The 17,689-nt window shown below is 67.7% G+C and carries 15 protein-coding genes; 5 read left to right on the top strand and 10 right to left on the bottom strand.

Annotated elements, in window-relative coordinates:
* Positions 1-99: 99 nt before the first annotated feature.
* The 4 genes from BM197_RS01840 to BM197_RS01825 all read right to left on the bottom strand — a co-directional run bounded on the left by BM197_RS01840 (position 100) and on the right by BM197_RS01825 (position 3,072).
* Entirely contained in the window at positions 100-624 is a 525-nt protein-coding gene (locus BM197_RS01840) for a methylated-DNA--[protein]-cysteine S-methyltransferase (protein WP_245762335.1), read from the bottom strand.
* A complete protein-coding gene (locus BM197_RS01835) occupies positions 621-2,129 on the bottom strand; it encodes an AlkA N-terminal domain-containing protein (RefSeq protein ID WP_090708281.1) in 1,509 nt (502 codons plus the stop codon). Before BM197_RS01835 ends, BM197_RS01840 begins: the two co-directional genes overlap by 4 nt.
* A gap of 150 nt (positions 2,130-2,279) precedes the next feature.
* Positions 2,280-2,765: a MarR family winged helix-turn-helix transcriptional regulator gene (locus tag BM197_RS01830; RefSeq protein ID WP_090708279.1), complete on the bottom strand. Its 486-nt coding sequence runs from the start codon at positions 2,763-2,765 to the stop codon at positions 2,280-2,282.
* Entirely contained in the window at positions 2,752-3,072 is a 321-nt protein-coding gene (locus BM197_RS01825; RefSeq protein ID WP_090708278.1) for a hypothetical protein, read from the bottom strand. The genes BM197_RS01830 and BM197_RS01825 overlap by 14 nt, the downstream gene beginning before the upstream one ends.
* Positions 3,073-3,448: 376 nt before the next feature.
* On the opposite strand from BM197_RS01825, the gene BM197_RS01820 reads away from it, so the two are divergent.
* From BM197_RS01820 to BM197_RS01810, 3 genes are all read left to right on the top strand, one after another.
* A complete protein-coding gene (locus BM197_RS01820; protein ID WP_090708276.1) occupies positions 3,449-3,748 on the top strand; it encodes a putative quinol monooxygenase in 300 nt (99 codons plus the stop codon).
* Positions 3,749-3,888: 140 nt separating this feature from the next.
* Entirely contained in the window at positions 3,889-8,217 is a 4,329-nt protein-coding gene (locus BM197_RS01815; protein ID WP_177216677.1) for a beta strand repeat-containing protein, read from the top strand.
* 208 nt (positions 8,218-8,425) lie between these two features.
* Positions 8,426-10,993: an excinuclease ABC subunit UvrA gene (locus BM197_RS01810; RefSeq protein WP_425435671.1), complete on the top strand. Its 2,568-nt coding sequence runs from the start codon at positions 8,426-8,428 to the stop codon at positions 10,991-10,993.
* 115 nt (positions 10,994-11,108) lie between these two features.
* Here BM197_RS01810 and BM197_RS01805 read toward each other — a convergent pair whose 3' ends face one another.
* Together BM197_RS01805 and upp are read right to left on the bottom strand one after the other, a co-directional pair.
* Complete coding sequence (locus tag BM197_RS01805) at positions 11,109-11,804, bottom strand: winged helix-turn-helix domain-containing protein (protein WP_090708274.1); 696 nt, start codon at positions 11,802-11,804, stop codon at positions 11,109-11,111.
* 635 nt (positions 11,805-12,439) lie between these two features.
* Complete coding sequence (upp, locus tag BM197_RS01800; RefSeq protein WP_090708273.1) at positions 12,440-13,072, bottom strand: uracil phosphoribosyltransferase; 633 nt, start codon at positions 13,070-13,072, stop codon at positions 12,440-12,442.
* Positions 13,073-13,220: 148 nt separating this feature from the next.
* On the opposite strand from upp, the gene tadA reads away from it, so the two are divergent.
* Positions 13,221-13,697 carry a tRNA adenosine(34) deaminase TadA gene (gene tadA / locus BM197_RS01795; protein ID WP_090708268.1) on the top strand — a complete coding sequence of 159 codons (477 nt, stop codon included), beginning with the start codon at positions 13,221-13,223 and terminating at the stop codon, positions 13,695-13,697.
* A 4-nt stretch (positions 13,698-13,701) separates the two neighbouring features.
* Here the strand turns inward: tadA and BM197_RS01790 are convergent, their stop codons facing one another.
* From BM197_RS01790 to BM197_RS01775, 4 genes are all read right to left on the bottom strand, one after another.
* Entirely contained in the window at positions 13,702-14,547 is an 846-nt protein-coding gene (locus BM197_RS01790) for a universal stress protein (protein WP_090708266.1), read from the bottom strand.
* Positions 14,548-14,572: 25 nt separating this feature from the next.
* The gene (locus BM197_RS01785) at positions 14,573-15,151 is read right to left on the bottom strand and encodes an HhH-GPD-type base excision DNA repair protein (RefSeq protein ID WP_090708264.1); all 579 of its coding nucleotides are present in this window, start codon (positions 15,149-15,151) and stop codon (positions 14,573-14,575) included.
* 73 nt (positions 15,152-15,224) lie between these two features.
* Complete coding sequence (locus BM197_RS01780; RefSeq protein WP_090708261.1) at positions 15,225-16,187, bottom strand: cation diffusion facilitator family transporter; 963 nt, start codon at positions 16,185-16,187, stop codon at positions 15,225-15,227.
* A gap of 40 nt (positions 16,188-16,227) precedes the next feature.
* The gene (locus BM197_RS01775; protein WP_090708260.1) at positions 16,228-17,178 is read right to left on the bottom strand and encodes an N-acetylglucosamine kinase; all 951 of its coding nucleotides are present in this window, start codon (positions 17,176-17,178) and stop codon (positions 16,228-16,230) included.
* Positions 17,179-17,317: 139 nt separating this feature from the next.
* Between BM197_RS01775 and BM197_RS16180 the strand changes: the two genes are divergently transcribed.
* Complete coding sequence (locus tag BM197_RS16180) at positions 17,318-17,683, top strand: PLDc N-terminal domain-containing protein (RefSeq protein WP_177216675.1); 366 nt, start codon at positions 17,318-17,320, stop codon at positions 17,681-17,683.
* Positions 17,684-17,689: the final 6 nt, after the last annotated feature.

Below are 17,689 nucleotides of genomic sequence, written 5' to 3'. Positions count from 1 at the left end.
CGCCGAGATAAGGATGCTTCGCCACTCGCGTCCTTCGTCGTGCTCTTTTCCTTCCCCCGCGCCGCTCGCACGCTCGTGTGGCTGTGCGCGAGGCATCCGTCAGTTTGCGGCAGCGGCCTCGCGGGCGAGGAGCGATCGCTTGACCTCGACGCCCCAGGCGAAGCCGCCGAGAGTGCCGTCGTTGCGGAGAACGCGGTGGCAGGGAACGAACAGGGCAGGAGCGTTCGAGGCGCACACACTCGCAGCTGCCCGCACCGCCCGGGGGTTGCCGATCGCTGCCGCGAACTCGGTGTAACTCTGGGGGTGCCCGGGACGGATGCGACGCAACTCCGCCCACCCGCGCATCCGGAAGTCCCCGCCGTGCTGGGCGACCGGAACCGAGTCGATCGCCGCGACGTCGCCCTCGTAGTAGGCAGTGACCGCGTTTGTCGCAGTAACGTGACCAGGCTCGATCGCGTCCGGGCGAAGGCCGGGGGCGAGGCGGGCGAGGAGCGTGTCGACGGATGCCGTCCAGCCGGATGCGATGACGGTGCCGTCCGGTCGCGCCAGGATGCCGAACGGGCCGTCTGGCGTGTCGACCGTCTCGTGGATGGCGCGCGTGATGCTGGTCATGGGATTGGTCATGGGATCTCCTGGGGGATCGATGCCTGCAGTTCAGCTGGCGAAGCGGGAAGAGCGGGCGCTGCCGGGAGGCCGGCCGCGCGCCAGAGGTGCAGGCACAGGTAGGACCGCCAAGGTGCGAGGCCCGCGGCGTAGGCGGTCAGAGGTCGGGGCTCACCCGGAAGGCCGAGCCTACGCGCGCCGGTGCGGACGGCGACATCACCGGACAGGAAGACGTCCGGGTTGCCGAGCACACGCATCCCCACGTAGCCGGCGGTCCAGTCGCCGATGCCGGCGATCGCCGTAAGCCTGGCGTGCTGGTCGGCCGGGTCGTCTCCGAGGCTCAGGCTGAGTTCGCCCGAGGCGAGGGCGTTCGCGACCCGCATCACCGTGTCGATCTTCGCCCGGGGACCGACGAGCACATCGCGCCCGGTCGCGGCGATCTGTGCGGCGGTGGGGAACAGGCGGGCGAGTTCCGGACTGTCACCGGCCGGTTCCAACTTGGTGCTGCACGCGGCGGCAAGCCGGTTCAGCTGGGTGCGGGCGGCAGCGACCGTGATCTGCTGCCCGATGATCGCGCGAAACAGCATCTCTTCCGCATCGATGGCACCGGGCAGACGGATGCCGGGGATGGCGGCCACACGCGGCGCCAGCGCTGGGTCGGAGCTGAGGGCCGAGTCGACGGCGACGGGATCCGCGTCAAGGTCGAACAAGCGTCGCACCCGGGAGGTCAGCACGGGAAGGTCGCCGAGGTGGGTGAGCTGGGCATCGAGCCGCAGCACCCGCCCGTCGAAGCGCACGGTGAAGCGGACGGGGCCGCCCGGCAATTGGAGGGTGCGGGAGTACGAGTCAGTCGTGGCGACCTCCACGCCGGCCACCGCGCGCGGGCCCAGCCAGCCGAACACCCCGGCCGCATCGAATGGCGCCCGGAACGGCAGCGAGAGCGACAGCGCACCGGGGGCCGACAAACGTCGCGAGCCTCGCGCGCGGATCTGAACGGGTGTGAGTTCGAACACGTCGGAGATGGTGTCGTTGAACTGGCGGATGCTTGCGAACCCGGCCGCGAAAGCGATGTCGGCGACGGGCAGGTCGGTCGACGTGAGCAGGGTCCTCGCGGTCTGCGCCCGATGCGCCCGGGAGAGGGCGAGCGGGCCCGCGCCGAGTTCCTCGTGGAGAACCCGGGTCAGGTGGCGGGACGAGTAGCCCAGCCGTCCGGCGAGCCCCGGGACGCCCTCGCGTTCGACGACGCCGTCGCCGATCAGCCGCATCGCGCGGGAGGCGAGGTCGTTGCGCAGGTTCCACGCGGGCGTGCCGGGCACGGCTTCGGGCAGACACCGTTTGCATGCCCGGTATCCGGCCTCGTGCGCGGCGGCGCTCGTCGCGTAGAAGGTGACGTTCTCCGGTTTCGGCGTCCGCGCCGGGCAGGAGGGGCGGCAGTAGATTCCGGTCGAGCGCACCGCGGTGATGAATTGCCCGTCGAAGCGGGAATCCTTCGCCTGGATGACGCGGTAACGCTCGGTGAAGTCCATGCGTTCAGCCTGACACAGCGGATGCCGTCGAGCTAGCGGAAATCGGACATCGCCGTGCGGCTGCCGGGGCGGCGCGAGAGCACGAGGTAAGGAGATAACCGCGAGGTAAGGATGGAGACTGGGACTCGTCCTTATCTGGCGTCTATTTCGTTATTCCGGGTTGTCGCGGAGCCAATCGTCTGGTGGATCCGGCTGCGAATCGGGGTTCGAGCCCCTCAGCTTCGCCGTCAGGGTTGCGAGCTGGCGCAGTTCGGCGTCGCTGAGCGCAGAACCCATGAGGTCGGTGATGGTGCCCATGTGCAGGCGCGCGACGTCGCGGTACTGGGCGAAGCCGGCATCCGTTATCGCGACGATCGTCCCGCGTTTGTCGGTGGGGTCAGGATGCTTCGACACGAATCCGCGAGCGACCAGCCGGTCGATGAGACGGCTGACGCTGGGCTGGCTCAGCAACACGAGCTGGTTGATGTCGCGAAGCCGGGCGCGGTGTTCCGGCTGCAGTGAGAGGTTGAAGAGCACGTCGTACTCATTGAGCGACATCGTGCGCGTCGGGAACTCGGAGGCGAGCACGCGGATGACCCCGACCTGCGCGCGAAACAGCGACTCCCACGCAGTTACCGCCAGTTCACGATCCGTCATTGGGGCCTCCCTGACGATCTAGCCTAGGGGGTTCCGTTCCGGTTGCCGGTTCCGTGCCAGGGGTGGGCCGGGTCGCGCCGCGGTAGAGCAGGACGAGGCCGGTGATATTCGTCGCGATCCCGACGAAAACGAGGAGCAGACCCACGAATAAGGCCACGACATCGCCGGCGAAGAACCATTGAGCGGCCAGAAGGATACCGCCGGCGACAATCAGGAGTCCAGCTCCAAAGCACGCGACACCGATCAGGGTGCCCCGCGAGAACAGCCGGGGCGGAGGCGGCGCGGCATCCGGGTTGTCGGGGCTCATCTTCTCAGGCTAACGCGCCGCAGCGAAGGCTGCCGGTTAACAGATTGAGGGCCGGTCGTAGAGGCTTACGACCGGCCCTCCCCTTGCACCAAGAGTGTCCTGCAATCACATTCCGCGGTAGCTGCCACAGCAAACAACTAACGCTCTTACGAATATATAACGGAAAGGTAACAGCGTCTAGTTATCCAAACGTTATTTTTCTGGGAGTTTTCTCCAGCGCTGATTCCCGCTTGCTGTCGGCCTGCCAGGTGCACCCGTTTACGGGATGCAGGCGACCTGCGCTCTCGAGAGCATGGCGGTGACAAATGCTCGTGGTGGCGTCTACTCGCGATCAACCGGCCGCAGCGGTGCCCACAAGACAAAGGAGTCCGACCCAATGTTGACCAAAGCTCTCCTCGTACGGCTTGAGGCACTGCCAGGCAAGGAAACCGACCTCGCCAACTTCCTCACCGAAGCGCGGTCGATCGTGATGAACGAGCCAGGCACCATCGCGTGGTTCGCCATCCGGTTCGGCCCCTCGGCCTTTGGCGTGTTCGACGTGTTCCCCGACGACGAATCCCGAGACGCCCACCTCGCCGGCGGTGTGGGTCAGGCGCTCGGGCCCAACACCGGCGTCCTCTTCTCCGAGCCGCAGGTCGAAAAGATCGACATCCTCGCCGACAAGATCCCGTCGTAGCAGCTGCGACGATGGTGCCGTCGAGGGATCGCTTGGGCGATGCCCCGAAATGGGGAGCCGGCCGCTGGGTAGGTTGCGCAATATCATGATGCGAGCTTGTCGCGACTTCACGCACAGCCGTGAGACCGATGGAAACGCTAATGCTCCCGTCCCGCCCCCGTCGTGCCCCGGCTGCAGAGCTTTCGACCCGGACCACGCGACGCCGACGGCTCGCCCTCGCGATGGTCGCCGTGCTGACACTCCTCGGGAATCTCGGTGCGCAGGCGAGCATCGCAGCGATCGACCCGTCCTGCGCCGCGACCATGACCGAGACGCCCACCTGCGGCGGCGGAGGAGGCGGAGGCGAGTACGACCCGCCACCTCCCAGCCCAGCGGAGATCACCAACCGCGCCAGTAGTTCAGCCGCGGGGAAGGTCGGAGTCGGCTACTCATTCCAGTACACGCAGCAGGGAACCGCGACCGGCCCGTACGCCGTGTCCTCGGGCGCCCTGCCACCGGGGCTGACACTCTCGGATTCCGGCCTCATCTCCGGCGTGCCGACGGCTGCCGGGACGTTCGGTTTCTCCGTCACGCAGCAGACCTCGGTCAACACAGCCTCGGCAAACGACTCGATCACTATTGCCGCACGTTCGGTCCCGAGCGCCCCGACCGGTGCGAGCGCGAGCATCGCCTCGACGACCTCCATCGCGCTGGCATGGGCAGCTCCGGCGAGTTCTGGCGACGACCCGGTCACGAGCTACGCGATCTCATGGGCTGGCGGTTCAAGCACCGCGACTGGTCTCTCGGCGACCATCACCGGACTGACCACCGGCACGGCATATTCGTTCTCGGTGGCAGCGGTATCTGCGGCCGGCACCGGCGCGGCCACCGTCGCGAACACCGTGACCCCCGCGGGGCGCCCGGGGGCTCCAACGATCACCTCCGCGACGCCTGGCAACGGCCAGCAGACGCTGGTGTGGTCCCCAGCGGCCGACAATGGATCCGCGGTGACCCAGTACCTCGTTGAATCAACCACCGACTCGGGGACATGGAGCCTGGCAGCGGCCACCCAGGGTGGTGTCTCGGCGGTCGTAACCGGTCCGACAGACGGCACCGTCGTGTGGTTCCGCGTGACCGCGATCAACGGACTTGGGGCGGGCAGCCCGAGTTCGTCGATGCCTCTGAGGTTCGCGGCCCAGCCGGGGGCCCCTGTCGTCAGCGCGACACCGGCCGATGGAAGTGTGTCGGTGTCCTGGACGGCGGCAGAACCGAACGGGTCACCTGTCTCGTCGTACAGCGTTTCGGTTTCTCTTGACGGTACGGTCGTCCGCGAGGCGTCGAGTACGACGCCCACGTCGACTGTTCTCACCGGTCTCACCAACGGCACCGCATACCAGGTGACCGTAGCTGCGACCAACGGCATCGGCGCTACGACGAGTTCCGGCGTGATGGTCACCCCGCGTGGCATTCCCGGTGCGGTATCCGATCTTGCCGCGTCCTCGGGCGACACCGCGTCGATCCTGACCTGGTCAGCAGCCGAGCCCAACGGCGACGCCGTAACATACACGGTCGAACGCAGCGACGACGGCGCGCACTGGTCGACGGTCATGGTCACCCCTGCGACGACCCAGACCCTCAACGAGCTCACGAACGGGACCCGGTATTCGTTTCGGGTCACGGCACACAACGCCGCCGGTGCGGGCATGTCAAGCGCGATCATCACGGCAACCCCGTACGGCGTCCCCGGTTCCCCCGATGACGTCGCGGCCGTACCTGGCGACGGCGCGGTGGCTGTTACTTGGGCGGCACCGACTTCAGACGGCGGTCGCGCGGTGACCACCTACACGGTGCAGAGCAGCACGGACGGCACCACGTGGACGAGCAGCGCGCCGACCTCGAAGACGGCGCTTACAATCGATGGGCTCGTGAACGGCATATCGGTCTCGTTCCGGGTGCTCGCGACGAACGCACGCGGTACCGGCGCACCGAGCGCGATCGTGACCACTTCGACCTTCGGCGTCCCCGCAGCCCCCGCGATCGGGACCACGACGGCACAGGACGGCGCCGTGGTCGTCCGCTGGGCCACTGCGGACCCGAACGGCGCCGCGGTCACTGGCTACGTCGTGGAAGTGTCGACCGGTGACCCGTCGGAATCGTCAACCTGGTCGATCGGCGCCACGGCGGATGACTCGGCCACGAGCGCCACGGTAGACGGATTGACCAACGGCACGGCGACCGCGTTCCGGGTCCGTGCCGCGAACGCCCGGGGCGAGAGCGCATCGAGCGCGGTCGTCACCGCCACTCCTTTCACCGTCCCGGACGCCCCGGATCTTCTGGCCGCGAAGCCGACCGACCAGGGCATCACGATCCGTTGGGGCGCGCCGTCATTCAATGGCGGCTCGGTGATCCTGGGGTACATCATTGAGCGCAGGACGGTCGACGGCGTTTGGGAGGACATCGCCAACCAGTCCTCGTCTGACCGGACCACGACGGACACCGGTCTCGCGAACGGCACGGCGTACTCCTATCGGGTGTCGGCACAGAACCTCGCGGGGCGATCCGGGCCGAGCACTCCCATGTGGGCGACCCCACGTAACGTCCCCGGTGCGCCGACCGGTCTCGCCGCGACGCCAGGCGATGGGCGTGCGCAGCTGAGCTGGACCGCGCCGCAGTGGGACGGCGGGAACACCATTACCGGATACGACGTGGAGCAGCGCACGGACGGCGGGACCTGGGTTACGGTCGACACTCTCCGGGGCAGCACCGCCACGGTCACCGGCCTGGTGAACGGCACCGAGTATGAGTTCCGCGTCGTCGCATCGAATGACGCGGGGACCGGGGCGTCCAGCGCCACAACGACGACCACGCCCCGTGGGGTTCCCGGTGCACCAGGGACGCTGGCCGCCGAGCCGGGCGTCGGTTCTGTCACGCTGACCTGGTCGCCCCCTGCTGATGACGGCGGTGCCCGGGTAACCGGGTATGTCGTCGAGCAGCAGGACGGCGTTGCCTGGGCAGTCATCGCCACGACAGACGGTCTGACGACGTCGATCACCGGTCTACCGAACGGTGAGGACGCTACGTTCCGAGTCCGAGCGTCGAACGCCGCAGGCGACGGAACCATCGCGCGCGTCGTCACGACTACCCCGAGGACGGTCCCAGACGCACCGACCGCGCTCGTCGCCGTCCCAGCAGACGGGGCAGTGACGCTTTCCTGGACGGCACCGGTCTGGGACGGCGGGGCTCGGATCAGTAGCTACCGCGTCGAGTCCTCGGCAGACGGTGAGACGTGGCAGTTGGTCGGCACGGCGTCGGGCACTACGACGACGGTGTCCGGGCTCTCGAACGGGTTGACGGTGCAATTTCGGGTCGCGGCGCAGAACGTCGCCGGGGCCAGCGTCGCCTCGGGTGCGGTGTCGAGCACCCCGCGGACCGTCGCCGGAGCACCTACCGGGCTCCTCGCGACGCCGGGCGCCGGACACGCAGACCTCGCATGGGTCGCACCGGTCGCCGACGGTGGCGCAGCCGTCGCCCGTTATATTGTGCAGGCCACGCAGGACCGCGGTGCGAGCTGGAGCGACGTCGGATCGACCTCCGACGTGTCGTTGCGGGTCGATGGCCTCGAGAACGGGACCGCGGTCGGTTTCAGGGTCATCGCAGTGAACGCCGCCGGGCGCGGCGCCCCCGGGACCCCGGTTACGGTGACACCCCGGCGATCGCCGGGCGAGCCGCGCGCCGTGTCGGCTGTGCCTGCAAACGGTTCGGTCCTCCTGAGCTGGTCTGCTCCCGCGTCCGACGGTGGAGCCTCCATTGAGGGCTACCTCATCGAGGTCGCCGACGTTGACGGCTCATGGGGGGATCCGCAACAGGTAGACGGTACGACGACCACCGTTTCGGGCCTCGAGAACGGCAGGGAGCACCGTTTCCGGGTGGCGGCAGTGAACGCCGCCGGATCAGGGGTCTGGAGCGACGTCGCCACGACGACCCCGTTCGTCTTCACGCCGCACTTCACCGACGGCTCCGGCACATCGCTCGCCGGCCGAACGCTCACCGTCGGCGACGACGTCATATTCTGGGCGGATCAGCTGCCGGTGGGTGCATTCGTCTCGATCGAGCTGCACTCGACCGTGATCGTGCTCGCGAACGGCATCGTCGGGACCAACGGAACAGTGAGGCTCGCGGCAAGGATCCCGCACGACGTCCCCGCCGGATCCCACCACCTGGTCGCCCTCATCGAAGGGGTGGGCACCACAATCGCACCGGTCGAGGTTGCCGTACAGGTCGCGCCCGCCCCGGTGGCGATTGCACCTTCCGCGCCGGTTCCGGCGGCGACTGCACCTGCCGCCGCCCACGCACCAGCGGTCCGTGAAAACGGCACGCTCGCCTCCACCGGTTCGGGCGGGACAGCGGAGGCAGCCACCGTGAGCCTGGCTATGCTGCTCGCCGGTCTCGGCGTCGTCCTTGGTCGCAATCGACGGCGTCAGCCCGGCTAACCGGAGCCGACCGACCCAGCGGCTGGCGAGGATCAGCTTCCACGAATGGGTTCGCGTCCTGAGGGCGTACTACTCGGCCAGGACCGTCTCTTTGGGGTAGGTCCAATGGCCGGGTACCGACTTGACCCGGAATGGGGCTTCGCCTGACGTCTGGCAGAGAACCGCTCGAGTCGCAAGGCCGGGCGTCCACGCAGACTCGCGGCATAACATCGGGACGGTGTCGACTTCGTTGCAGGACCCCGCCCCCGTTCCCGTGAATCTGCCCGACGACGGTTTCGTCCGGGTGAGGGGCGCGCGCGAGAACAACCTCCGGAACGTCGATGTCGATGTGCCCCGCGGCTGCATCGTCGCCTTCACCGGGGTGTCAGGGTCGGGCAAATCGTCGCTTGCGTTCGGCACGATCTTCGCCGAAGCCCAGCGCCGGTTCCTCGAATCCGTCGCACCGTATGCCCGGCGGCTCATCGCCCAGGGGCACACGCCACACGTCGACTCGATCACCGGGCTGCCTCCCGCCGTCGCGCTTCAGCAACGCCGAGGCGCACCGAGTGCCCGCTCGACGGTGGGGACGCTCACCACCCTGTCGAACTCGATGCGCATGCTGTTCTCCCGCGCCGGCACGTACCCGCCCGGTGCCCCGCGTCTGGATTCGGATGCCTTCTCGCCCAACACAGCGATCGGCGCCTGCCCACGCTGCCACGGTCTCGGCATCGCACACACCGTGACGGAGTCGTCAGCAGTGCACGACCCGTCACTGAGCATCCGTGACGGAGCGATCACCGCGTGGCCCGGCGCCTGGCAAGGTAAGAACCTGCGGGACGTCGTCGCGGAACTCGGCCACGACATCGACATCCCGTGGCGCGATCTTCCCCGCGCCACCCGTGAGTGGCTCGTGTCCACCGACGAACAGCCGGTCGTCGAGGTGACACCACAGCGGGACCGGGTCGCGAAGCCGTACAAGGGCCGGTTCTGGAGCGCGAAAAGCTACATCCTGCACACCCTCGCAGATTCGAAGAGCGAAACGGCGAGGGCACGGGCGCTGCGCTTCGTCGACACCGGCCCGTGCGACCTCTGCGGCGGCAGCGGCCACACCCCGGCGGCGCTCGCGGTCACCTTCGCCGGCCATACGATCGCGGATCTCAACCGGATGCCGCTCTCCGGCCTCGCCGACGTCCTCCGGCCGACGGCGCGGCTGAGTACCGCGACGGCGGCGGTATCGTCAGCGTCATCCGGTGAGGTAACCGAGGTCGCCGTGACGATCGCCGCGGACCTCCTTGCCCGGATCGAGGTGCTCAGTGGGCTCGGCCTCGGTTACCTCAGCCTCGCGCGCAAGACGCCGACGCTCTCGCCGGGGGAGATGCAGCGGCTGCGCATCGCCACCCAGCTGCGATCCGGTCTGTTCGGCGTGGTCTACGTGCTCGATGAGCCGTCGGCGGGGCTGCACCCGGCCGACGCTGAACCGTTGCTCGTCGTACTCGAGCAGCTCAAGGCATCGGGTAACACCGTCTTCGTCGTTGAACACAATATGGATGTGGTCCGCCACGCCGACTGGCTGGTTGACGTGGGCCCCCGGGCGGGTTCCGGTGGCGGTTCGGTGCTCTACAGCGGCCCGGTTTCGGGGCTCGCCGAGGTCGAAGCATCCGTCACCCGACCGTTCCTCTCCCGCGAGCAGGGGATCCAGGCGGTGCAACCGGAACCCCGCCCCATCGAGGACTGGCTCGAGCTCTCCGGGGTGACCAGGCACAACCTCCGCGACCTTGACGTCTCCGTTCCCGTCGGCGTGCTCACGGTGGTGACCGGGGTTTCCGGGTCCGGCAAGTCGACGCTCGTCAGCCGGGTCCTTGCCGACACCGTTCGGGCGGCCCTCGGTGGGCATCGTCCGGGGGCGGCAGAGCCTGTGTCAGATGCGGCAGACGCCGAGATCGACAACACCGATGCCGTCGACGCCGCAGCATCCGTCGCCGGAGTAACCGGGCTCGATCGGATCGACCGTCTGGTGCGGGTCGACCAGAAGCCGATCGGCCGCACACCTCGATCGAACCTCGCCACGTACACCGGGTTGTTCGATGCGGTGCGGGCGACGTTCGCGGCGACTCCGGATGCCGCCGGTCGCGGTTACGACGCAGGCCGGTTCTCCTTCAATGTCGCGGGCGGGCGTTGTGACACCTGCCTCGGGGAAGGGTTCGTCACGGTCGAACTGCTGTTCCTGCCCGGCAGCTACGCGCCGTGCCCCGTCTGCAACGGTGCGCGGTACAACGCCGAGACCCTTGAGATCCTTTATCGGGGAAAGAACATCGCCGAAGTGCTCGGCATGACGGTGGACGATGCGACGACGTTCCTTGCCGACGTCCCCTCGGCGGCGCGCAGCCTCACGACATTGGGCGACGTGGGACTCGGATACCTGCGCCTCGGCCAGTCGGCAACGGAGCTCTCAGGCGGGGAGGCCCAGCGGATCAAGCTCGCCACCGAGCTGCAGCGGGCCAGGCGCGGCCACACGCTCTACCTGCTTGACGAGCCGACCACCGGGCTGCATCCCGCCGACGTCCGGCTTCTCATGACGCAGCTCAACCGGCTGGTCGACGCCGGAAATACCGTCGTCCTCGTGGAGCACGACATGGATGTTGCCGCGACCGCGGACTGGATCATCGACATGGGGCCGTCAGGTGGTGACGCCGGTGGGCGCATCCTGGCGGCCGGCGTCCCCGCGACGGTGGCGGAGCATCCGGAAAGCCGAACTGCGCCGTACCTGGCCGCCCGGCTCGCGGAACTCGCGGCCTGAGGCCCGCGGCGAGCGGGGTTCGCGCGCACAACAGGGCATGATGCTGCCGGGCAACGCCCAACAGGAGAAACAGGCGGGTTCTTGCCCTTGTCTCCTGTGGGGCGTCCGCGATGGGCTAAACGAAGTCGGGCGACGGGGTCGACGAGTGGCGGATCACGACGTCGGCGTGACGGTCGAACCGGTAGCCGACGCCGCGCACCGTGCGCACGATGTCCTCGTACCGAGCGAGCTTCGCGCGCAGGCGGCGCACGTGCACGTCGATGGTCCGCTCGTTGGGTACTTCGTCTTCGTCTCCGGCTTTCCACAGCGACGAGATGAGCTCGGCGCGGTCGATCGTGCGGCCTTCACGGAGCACGAGGTACTGCAGCAGCTCGAACTCCTTGTAGGTGAGGCTGACCGCTTCGTTGTCCAGCACGAGGCGCTTGCGCGAGATGTCGATGACGACACCGGAGTGGGCCCGGTCGAGCTCCTCTTCCTCTTCGGCCTGGCGGTGTTTCGCGAGCGCGGATGGGTCCTGCAGGGCGAGCCGGACGACATCGACATCGCGGCCCCCAGCGCCCTCAGGGGCGAGGGCGACGGCGGCGTAGGTCTCGGACTCGGGTGCGAGGTCCGCAGCCAGTGCCTTGAGGGCCTGGACGATCGCGCCGAGGCTCGTGCCGGCGGCGGCCGCCTTGGCGTCGTCGATACCGACGTAGAGAACGAAGCCGCGTGCTTCGGTTCCCGCCGGAACGGCCCGGAGCCGGGGAGTGGTCGACGGCGAAGACGATGGGGTGGTTGAGGGGGCAAATGAGGTTGCGTGTGCGAGTGACATCAGGATGTTCCTTTGGATGATGAGGTGCGTCGAACCGCGGCCCCGCAGAGTGCGGGTTCGGCGTTTGCCGGATGTGGCGGCGGTTCGGAATGTGGCCTGTGCGTGGCCGGAACGGATGCGGAGTGTGGCATCCGGGACGCGAGCGACGACGAGATCGGTCGGCGGGCGCGTGGCGACGGATTACGCGGTTAGCGACACATTCGACAACACATGACTGCGCTGCCGGCCATCATCTTGCCGGCAGTTCCACGAGGCTCGATGGAGCTCAAGGGGAAGGCTTTATCAGTCATGTCGAGAAGTTAACAGCACCGCGTCGAAGTGTGTCAAATCTTTGCACCGGATGACGATAAATCGCGTGAAATGCAAGATCTTGCGTCACAAATGCCGTCGGGAAGAAGAATCTTCGGACCCTTTGCCGCGGCATCTGCCGATGCGCAAGGAACTGCGGGGCGTTTTGGGGCGCGATCGACGGGATCGTGTGCCCCCTGGAGCGGTCGCGGCTCGGTCTCAAATGGCTGGATGGGCCGCTGCTCGGTCGTCAGTGGCGCGAGTCGTCGCCGAAACGCGACCATGACCGACCGAGTAAAACCTCGCACCGGACGATGCAGGATGCCGCCCGCGTGGAAGAGGACGTTCTAGACCAGACCGTAGAGGCGGTCGCCCGCGTCACCGAGCCCCGGAACGATGTATCCGTGCTCGTTGAGGCGTTCGTCCATGGCGCCGAGCACAATGGTCACGTCGCGTCCCTCTGTGGCCTTCTCCAGGGCGGCGATCCCTTCGGGCGCAGCGAGCAGGCAGATGGCCGTCACGTCGACGGCTCCGCGCGCGAACAGGAACTCGATGGCCGCGCCGAGCGATCCACCGGTGGCGAGCATCGGGTCGAGCACGAAACACTGGCGGTCGGAGAGATCGTCGGGCAGGCGCTCCGCATACGTGGCCGGCTCAAGGGTCTCTTCGTTGCGCACCATGCCGAGAAAGCCGACTTCGGCGGTCGGCAGAAGCTTCACCATGCCCTCGAGCATGCCGAGCCCGGCGCGCAGAATCGGGACGACGAGGGGCCGCGGCTGGCTGATGGCAAGGCCCATCGTTGTGGTGACCGGGGTCTCGATCTCGACCGGCTCGGTCCGCACGTTGCGTGTCGCCTCGTAGGCAAGCAGCGTGACGAGTTCCTCCGTGAGGGCGCGGAACACCGGCGAGGGTGTCGTCCGGTCCCGCAACACGGTGAGCTTGTGGGTGATCAGTGGGTGGTCCGCTACGTGCACTCGCATTGTCTAAACCTACCGCGTGAGGGCCGGATCCACTGTCGACGAAGCCAGGGACTGCACACGCTGTGTCAAACCGTTCGCAGGACGAGCCACGGTGGCTGATCTTTGGATGGACGGCCCGCCTAGGCTGGAGACGCAAAGATGGAGGATCATGCCGTTGCCCGTCGATTCCAGCGATCAGACCTGGATGCTCCGCGCCCTCGATGAAGCGCGAGCAGCGTTGACGACATCAGATGTCCCGGTCGGTGCGGTCATCGTCGGCACCGACGGCCGTCTACTCTCGACCGGACGCAACGAGCGTGAGGCACGCAAGGACCCGACCGCCCACGCGGAGGTGGAGGCGATCCGGGCCGCAGCGGCGGCATCCGGGAACTGGCACCTGACGGATGTGACCCTCTACGTCACCCTTGAGCCGTGCGTCATGTGCGCGGGAGCGATCCTCTCGGCGAGGATTCCCCGGGTCGTCTTCGGCGCGTGGGATGAGAAGGCGGGCGCTGCGGGCAGCGTCTACGACGTTCTGCGGGATCGTCGGCTCAACCACCGGGTCGAGGTCGTGGCCGGTGTCGAAACGGATGCCTGTGCCGCGTTGCTCACGACCTTCTTCCGCTCCGCCGACCGCCCGGACTGAGAGATCAGCGGACCACAACCGTCGGCCCGGAGAGCCGGGCGAGGATGCCGTGACTCACGGAACCGAGCAGGAAGCGGGCGACCGCGCCCCGGCCGTGACTTCCGACCACGATGAGCGAGGCATCCTCCGCCACCTCGGAGAGGACCGTGATCGGGTCCCCTTCGGTGACGATCCGGTGTACCGGAACGTTCGGATGCGCTCCCATCACGTTGTCCAGCGCACGGTCTAGAGTCTGGTTGCCGATCTCGGTCAGATCCTCGACGTACTCGACGGGGAAGGCCAGGTCGTAGCCGTAGACGACCGGGTTCGGCCAGGCATTCACGGCGATGAGGGGCTGGCCGAGCCGGTCGGCCTCCTCCGCGGCGAACACGAGGGCACGATCGGAGATCCGTGAACCGTCGACCCCGGCGACGACCCCTTCGCGGCCGGCGACGTCGATGGCCGGAATGACCGCCACCGGCGTGGTGCTTGCCGCCGCGATGCGGAAGCCTCGGTTGCCGTGCCTGCGCGACGTGTCCTTGCTGGTCGAGTCGCTGCCCACGACGACCATGTCGGCATCCTGCGAGAGAGTGATGAGGTCCGCCTGAGGGTCCCCCACCCGGGTTTCCGTTGTCACATCGAGCTCCGGTGCCACCGACCGTGCCAATTCCACCGCCGACGCGAGCATCTGGTCCACGTCGGATCGAGCGGCATCCAGCAGCCCTGTGCTGCCGGCTCGACGCATCCCCTCGTCGACGATGTGAACCAGGTGGAGCCCGAGGCCGCGTGAACTCGCTCGCTCGGCTGCCCAGCGCACCGCCATCCTGCCGGTGTCGACATTCTTGACACCGACCAGCATCCGTGTGGCCATTGCGTCCCCGCTCTCTGTTTGGTGTTCAGGTCGCTTTCTTCGCGGCGGCCTTAGCCGCACGTTTGGTCTCCCGCACGCGGGAGAGCGACTCGGCGTCGACTATGTCGGCGACGGACCGGTAGCTTCCATCGTCGCCGTACGATCCCGCCGCGTCTTGCCAGCCGGATCCGGTGAAGCCGTACTGCTTGCCCAGAAGCGCCACGAAGATGCGCGCTTTCTGCTCGCCGAAGCCGGGGAGGGCGGTGAGCCGCCGATATACCTCGTGCCCGTCCGGGTCGCCGCGTGTCCAGAGGGCGGATGCGTCGCCGTCCCAGTTGTCGACGAGGCTGCGGCACAGCGCCTGGATGCGCGCGGCCATGTTCCCGGGATACCGGTGGACTGCGGGCGGGGTGCGGCACAGCTCGACGAACGCCTCGGGGTCCTGGTCCGCAATCGTCGCCGCGTCGAACGAACCCAGCCGGTCGCGGATCTTCGCCGGCCCGGCGAACGCCGTCTCCATCGGAACCTGCTGGTCGAGCAGCATGCCGATCAGAAGGGCCAGCGGATCCGCTGAGAGCAGCTCGTCAGCGTCAGGATCCCCGGTGATACTCAACTGCGGCGTCATGTCTCATGCCTATCATGCAGCCGGGAGAAGTACGAGTCTTTCTGCAGGGAGGCGGGGACGGGGCTCGTTCCGGTCAGTCTTCGCTCCCCAGAACGATCTGTTCCGTTGCCGGGGCATCCGGGGCTGGGCGCCGGTAGACGTCCGGTTCGAGGTAGATCACGCGCGCTGCCGGAACGGCGGCCCGGATGCGTTGCTCGATCACGTCGATGTAGCCGGAGACGACGCCCAGCGGCAGGTCGGTTGCAAAGCCGAGCTTGGCGGCGACGAGAAGTTCGTCAGGGCCGAGGTAAAGCGTCTTCATGTGGATGAGCTTCTCGATCTCACCACCGCCTTCGATAGCGGCGGTGATCGCTGCGGTGTCCGTGTCGGTTGCGCCCTCGCCGACGAGGAGACTCTTCGTCTCAATGCCGAGCACAACCGCCACGAGGATGAGGAGGGTGCCGATGAAGAGTGTGCCGATGGCATCCCAGGTTCCGTCACCGGTGATCACACTGACCGAGACACCGATGAAGGCGAACGCCAGGCCAAGCAATGCGGCAACATCCTCGAGCAGGACGACGGGCAGTTCCGGAGCTTTCGCCCGGCGGATGAAGCTGACCCAGGACTGCTTGCCACGAACCAGGTTGGATTCGCGGACGGCGGTGCGCAACGAGAAGGACTCGAGCCCCATCGCGATGGCCAGCACGACGAGGGGCAGCCACGGCACCTCGATCGGGTGCGGGTTCTGCAGTTTCTCGATGCCCTCGTAGATCGAGAACACACCACCGATCGAGAACAGGATGATCGCGACCACGAAAGCGTAGACGTAGCGTTCCCGTCCGTAACCGAACGGATGCTCCTTGTCTGCTGCCCGCTTCGCCTGGCGCCCGCCGAAAATGAGCAGGAGCTGATTGCCGGCGTCAGCGAGCGAGTGCACGCTCTCAGCAAGCATCGACGACGAACCCGAGAACAGAAACGCGATGAACTTGGTGACTGCGATACCGACGTTGGCCAGGAACGCCGCGAGAATCGCCTTGCTTCCTCCGGATGCGCTCACAGTCGGTCTCCTTCTGATGCGGGGACTCTTGCGAGGAAGTTTAGTAACTGTTCGAGGCGACCCGCGCGCGGTAGACAAAAGGGCTCAGCGGGTGCAGGGCGGCGAGGTCGAGGAGCGCCTGCACGCCGTCGAGTGGGCGGCCGAGCGGCTCTGCCAGGGTTGCCCCGGGTGCACGGGCGGCAAGTGCCGCCGCCAAGGCGTTCCGCACCGGCGCTGCGCGGGTCGCGAGTGCACCGACGGCGCCGACCCGGGCTGGCTGGCCTGCCTGCCAGCCGACACTCGATAGGGCGCTCGCCGCTGAGTGAGCGAGCTCGCCGGCTGCCGCGGTGATGATGCCGTTGGCGGTCTCGTCGCCCGCCGTAGCGGCATCCACGACGTCCCGGCAGAAGGAGGCGATCAGCGAGACCCGCTTCGGACTCGCCTGCACCACCATGTAGACCTCGTCGAGCGGGCCGAAGCGTTCGACTGCCCGTGCTTCGAGGCTCGTGTGCGGCGCGCGTCCGTCGAATGCGCGCAGTGCGGCATCGAGCCCAGCCCGCCCGATCCAGTACCCGCTTCCCGCGTCGCCGAGCAGGGAACCCCACCCGTCGACCTTCGCAACGCTCGACTCCGACAGTGCGAGGACCACGACGCCGGTGCCCACCGCGAGCATGACGCCCGGTTCGGTGCCGTTGGCGGCAAGGTAGCCGGTGATCGAGTCGTGAGCGAGCGCCACGCGTCGGACCCCCAGATCCCGCGTCGCCGCGAGCAGGGCTTTGGGGTTCGCCGCGGCCGGGGTGAGGCCTGACGTGCCGACGGCGAGTTCGTCGATGCGGTGCCCGGTGGCTGTCGCCAGCTGCTCGGCGAGCTCGGTGAGCTGGTCGACGACCGGGCGGTCGGTCAGGACGCCGGGCCCTTCGGTTTCGGTGAGAATGCCGCCGCTGTCGCTGAGTCGCAGCCGGGTGCCGGTCTGGCCGCCGTCGATCGAGAGGCGGGTGGTGGCAGGAGTCATGAGTATCCAGATGTCAGGTGAACGTGGGAGCACGCTGAGCGGCGGGAGGAATGATGCATGGAGGGGCCGCATCGCGCTCGACGGCGTCCCTGCTAACTTACTTGCCCGCGGAGGATGGTGTGTCAATAGACTGTGCCGCATGTACGTCGTCGTATCGGCCCTGACCCTTGTGCTCGTCATCGGTGCGCTCGTCGACATCATCACTCGATCCGAAGATCAGGTGAAGCATCTGCCCAAACTGGTGTGGGTCCTGCTCGTCGTCTTCCTGCCCTTCATCGGCAGCTTTCTGTGGTTTCTTGTCGGCCGCGAGTACACCGCGACCGTCGGCTCCTTTCGCGTCCGAACGGTGCAGCATCCGGAGCCGACTCGCGTTGACCATCGAAGGGAAGAATCGACCGAGGAGCAGCTTCGGCGCGTCGAGCGCGAGATCGAGTTCTACGAGAAGCAGGCCCGAATCGAGAAGCTGCAAGCCGAGGCTGAGCGCCGGCGCCTCGAAACGCAATAGCGGTCT

Source organism: Mycetocola miduiensis (assembly GCF_900115155.1).
In the GTDB taxonomy this organism is placed as follows: Bacteria; Actinomycetota; Actinomycetes; order Actinomycetales; family Microbacteriaceae; genus Mycetocola_A; species Mycetocola_A miduiensis.
This window is presented reverse-complemented; position numbering and strand designations above follow the sequence as displayed.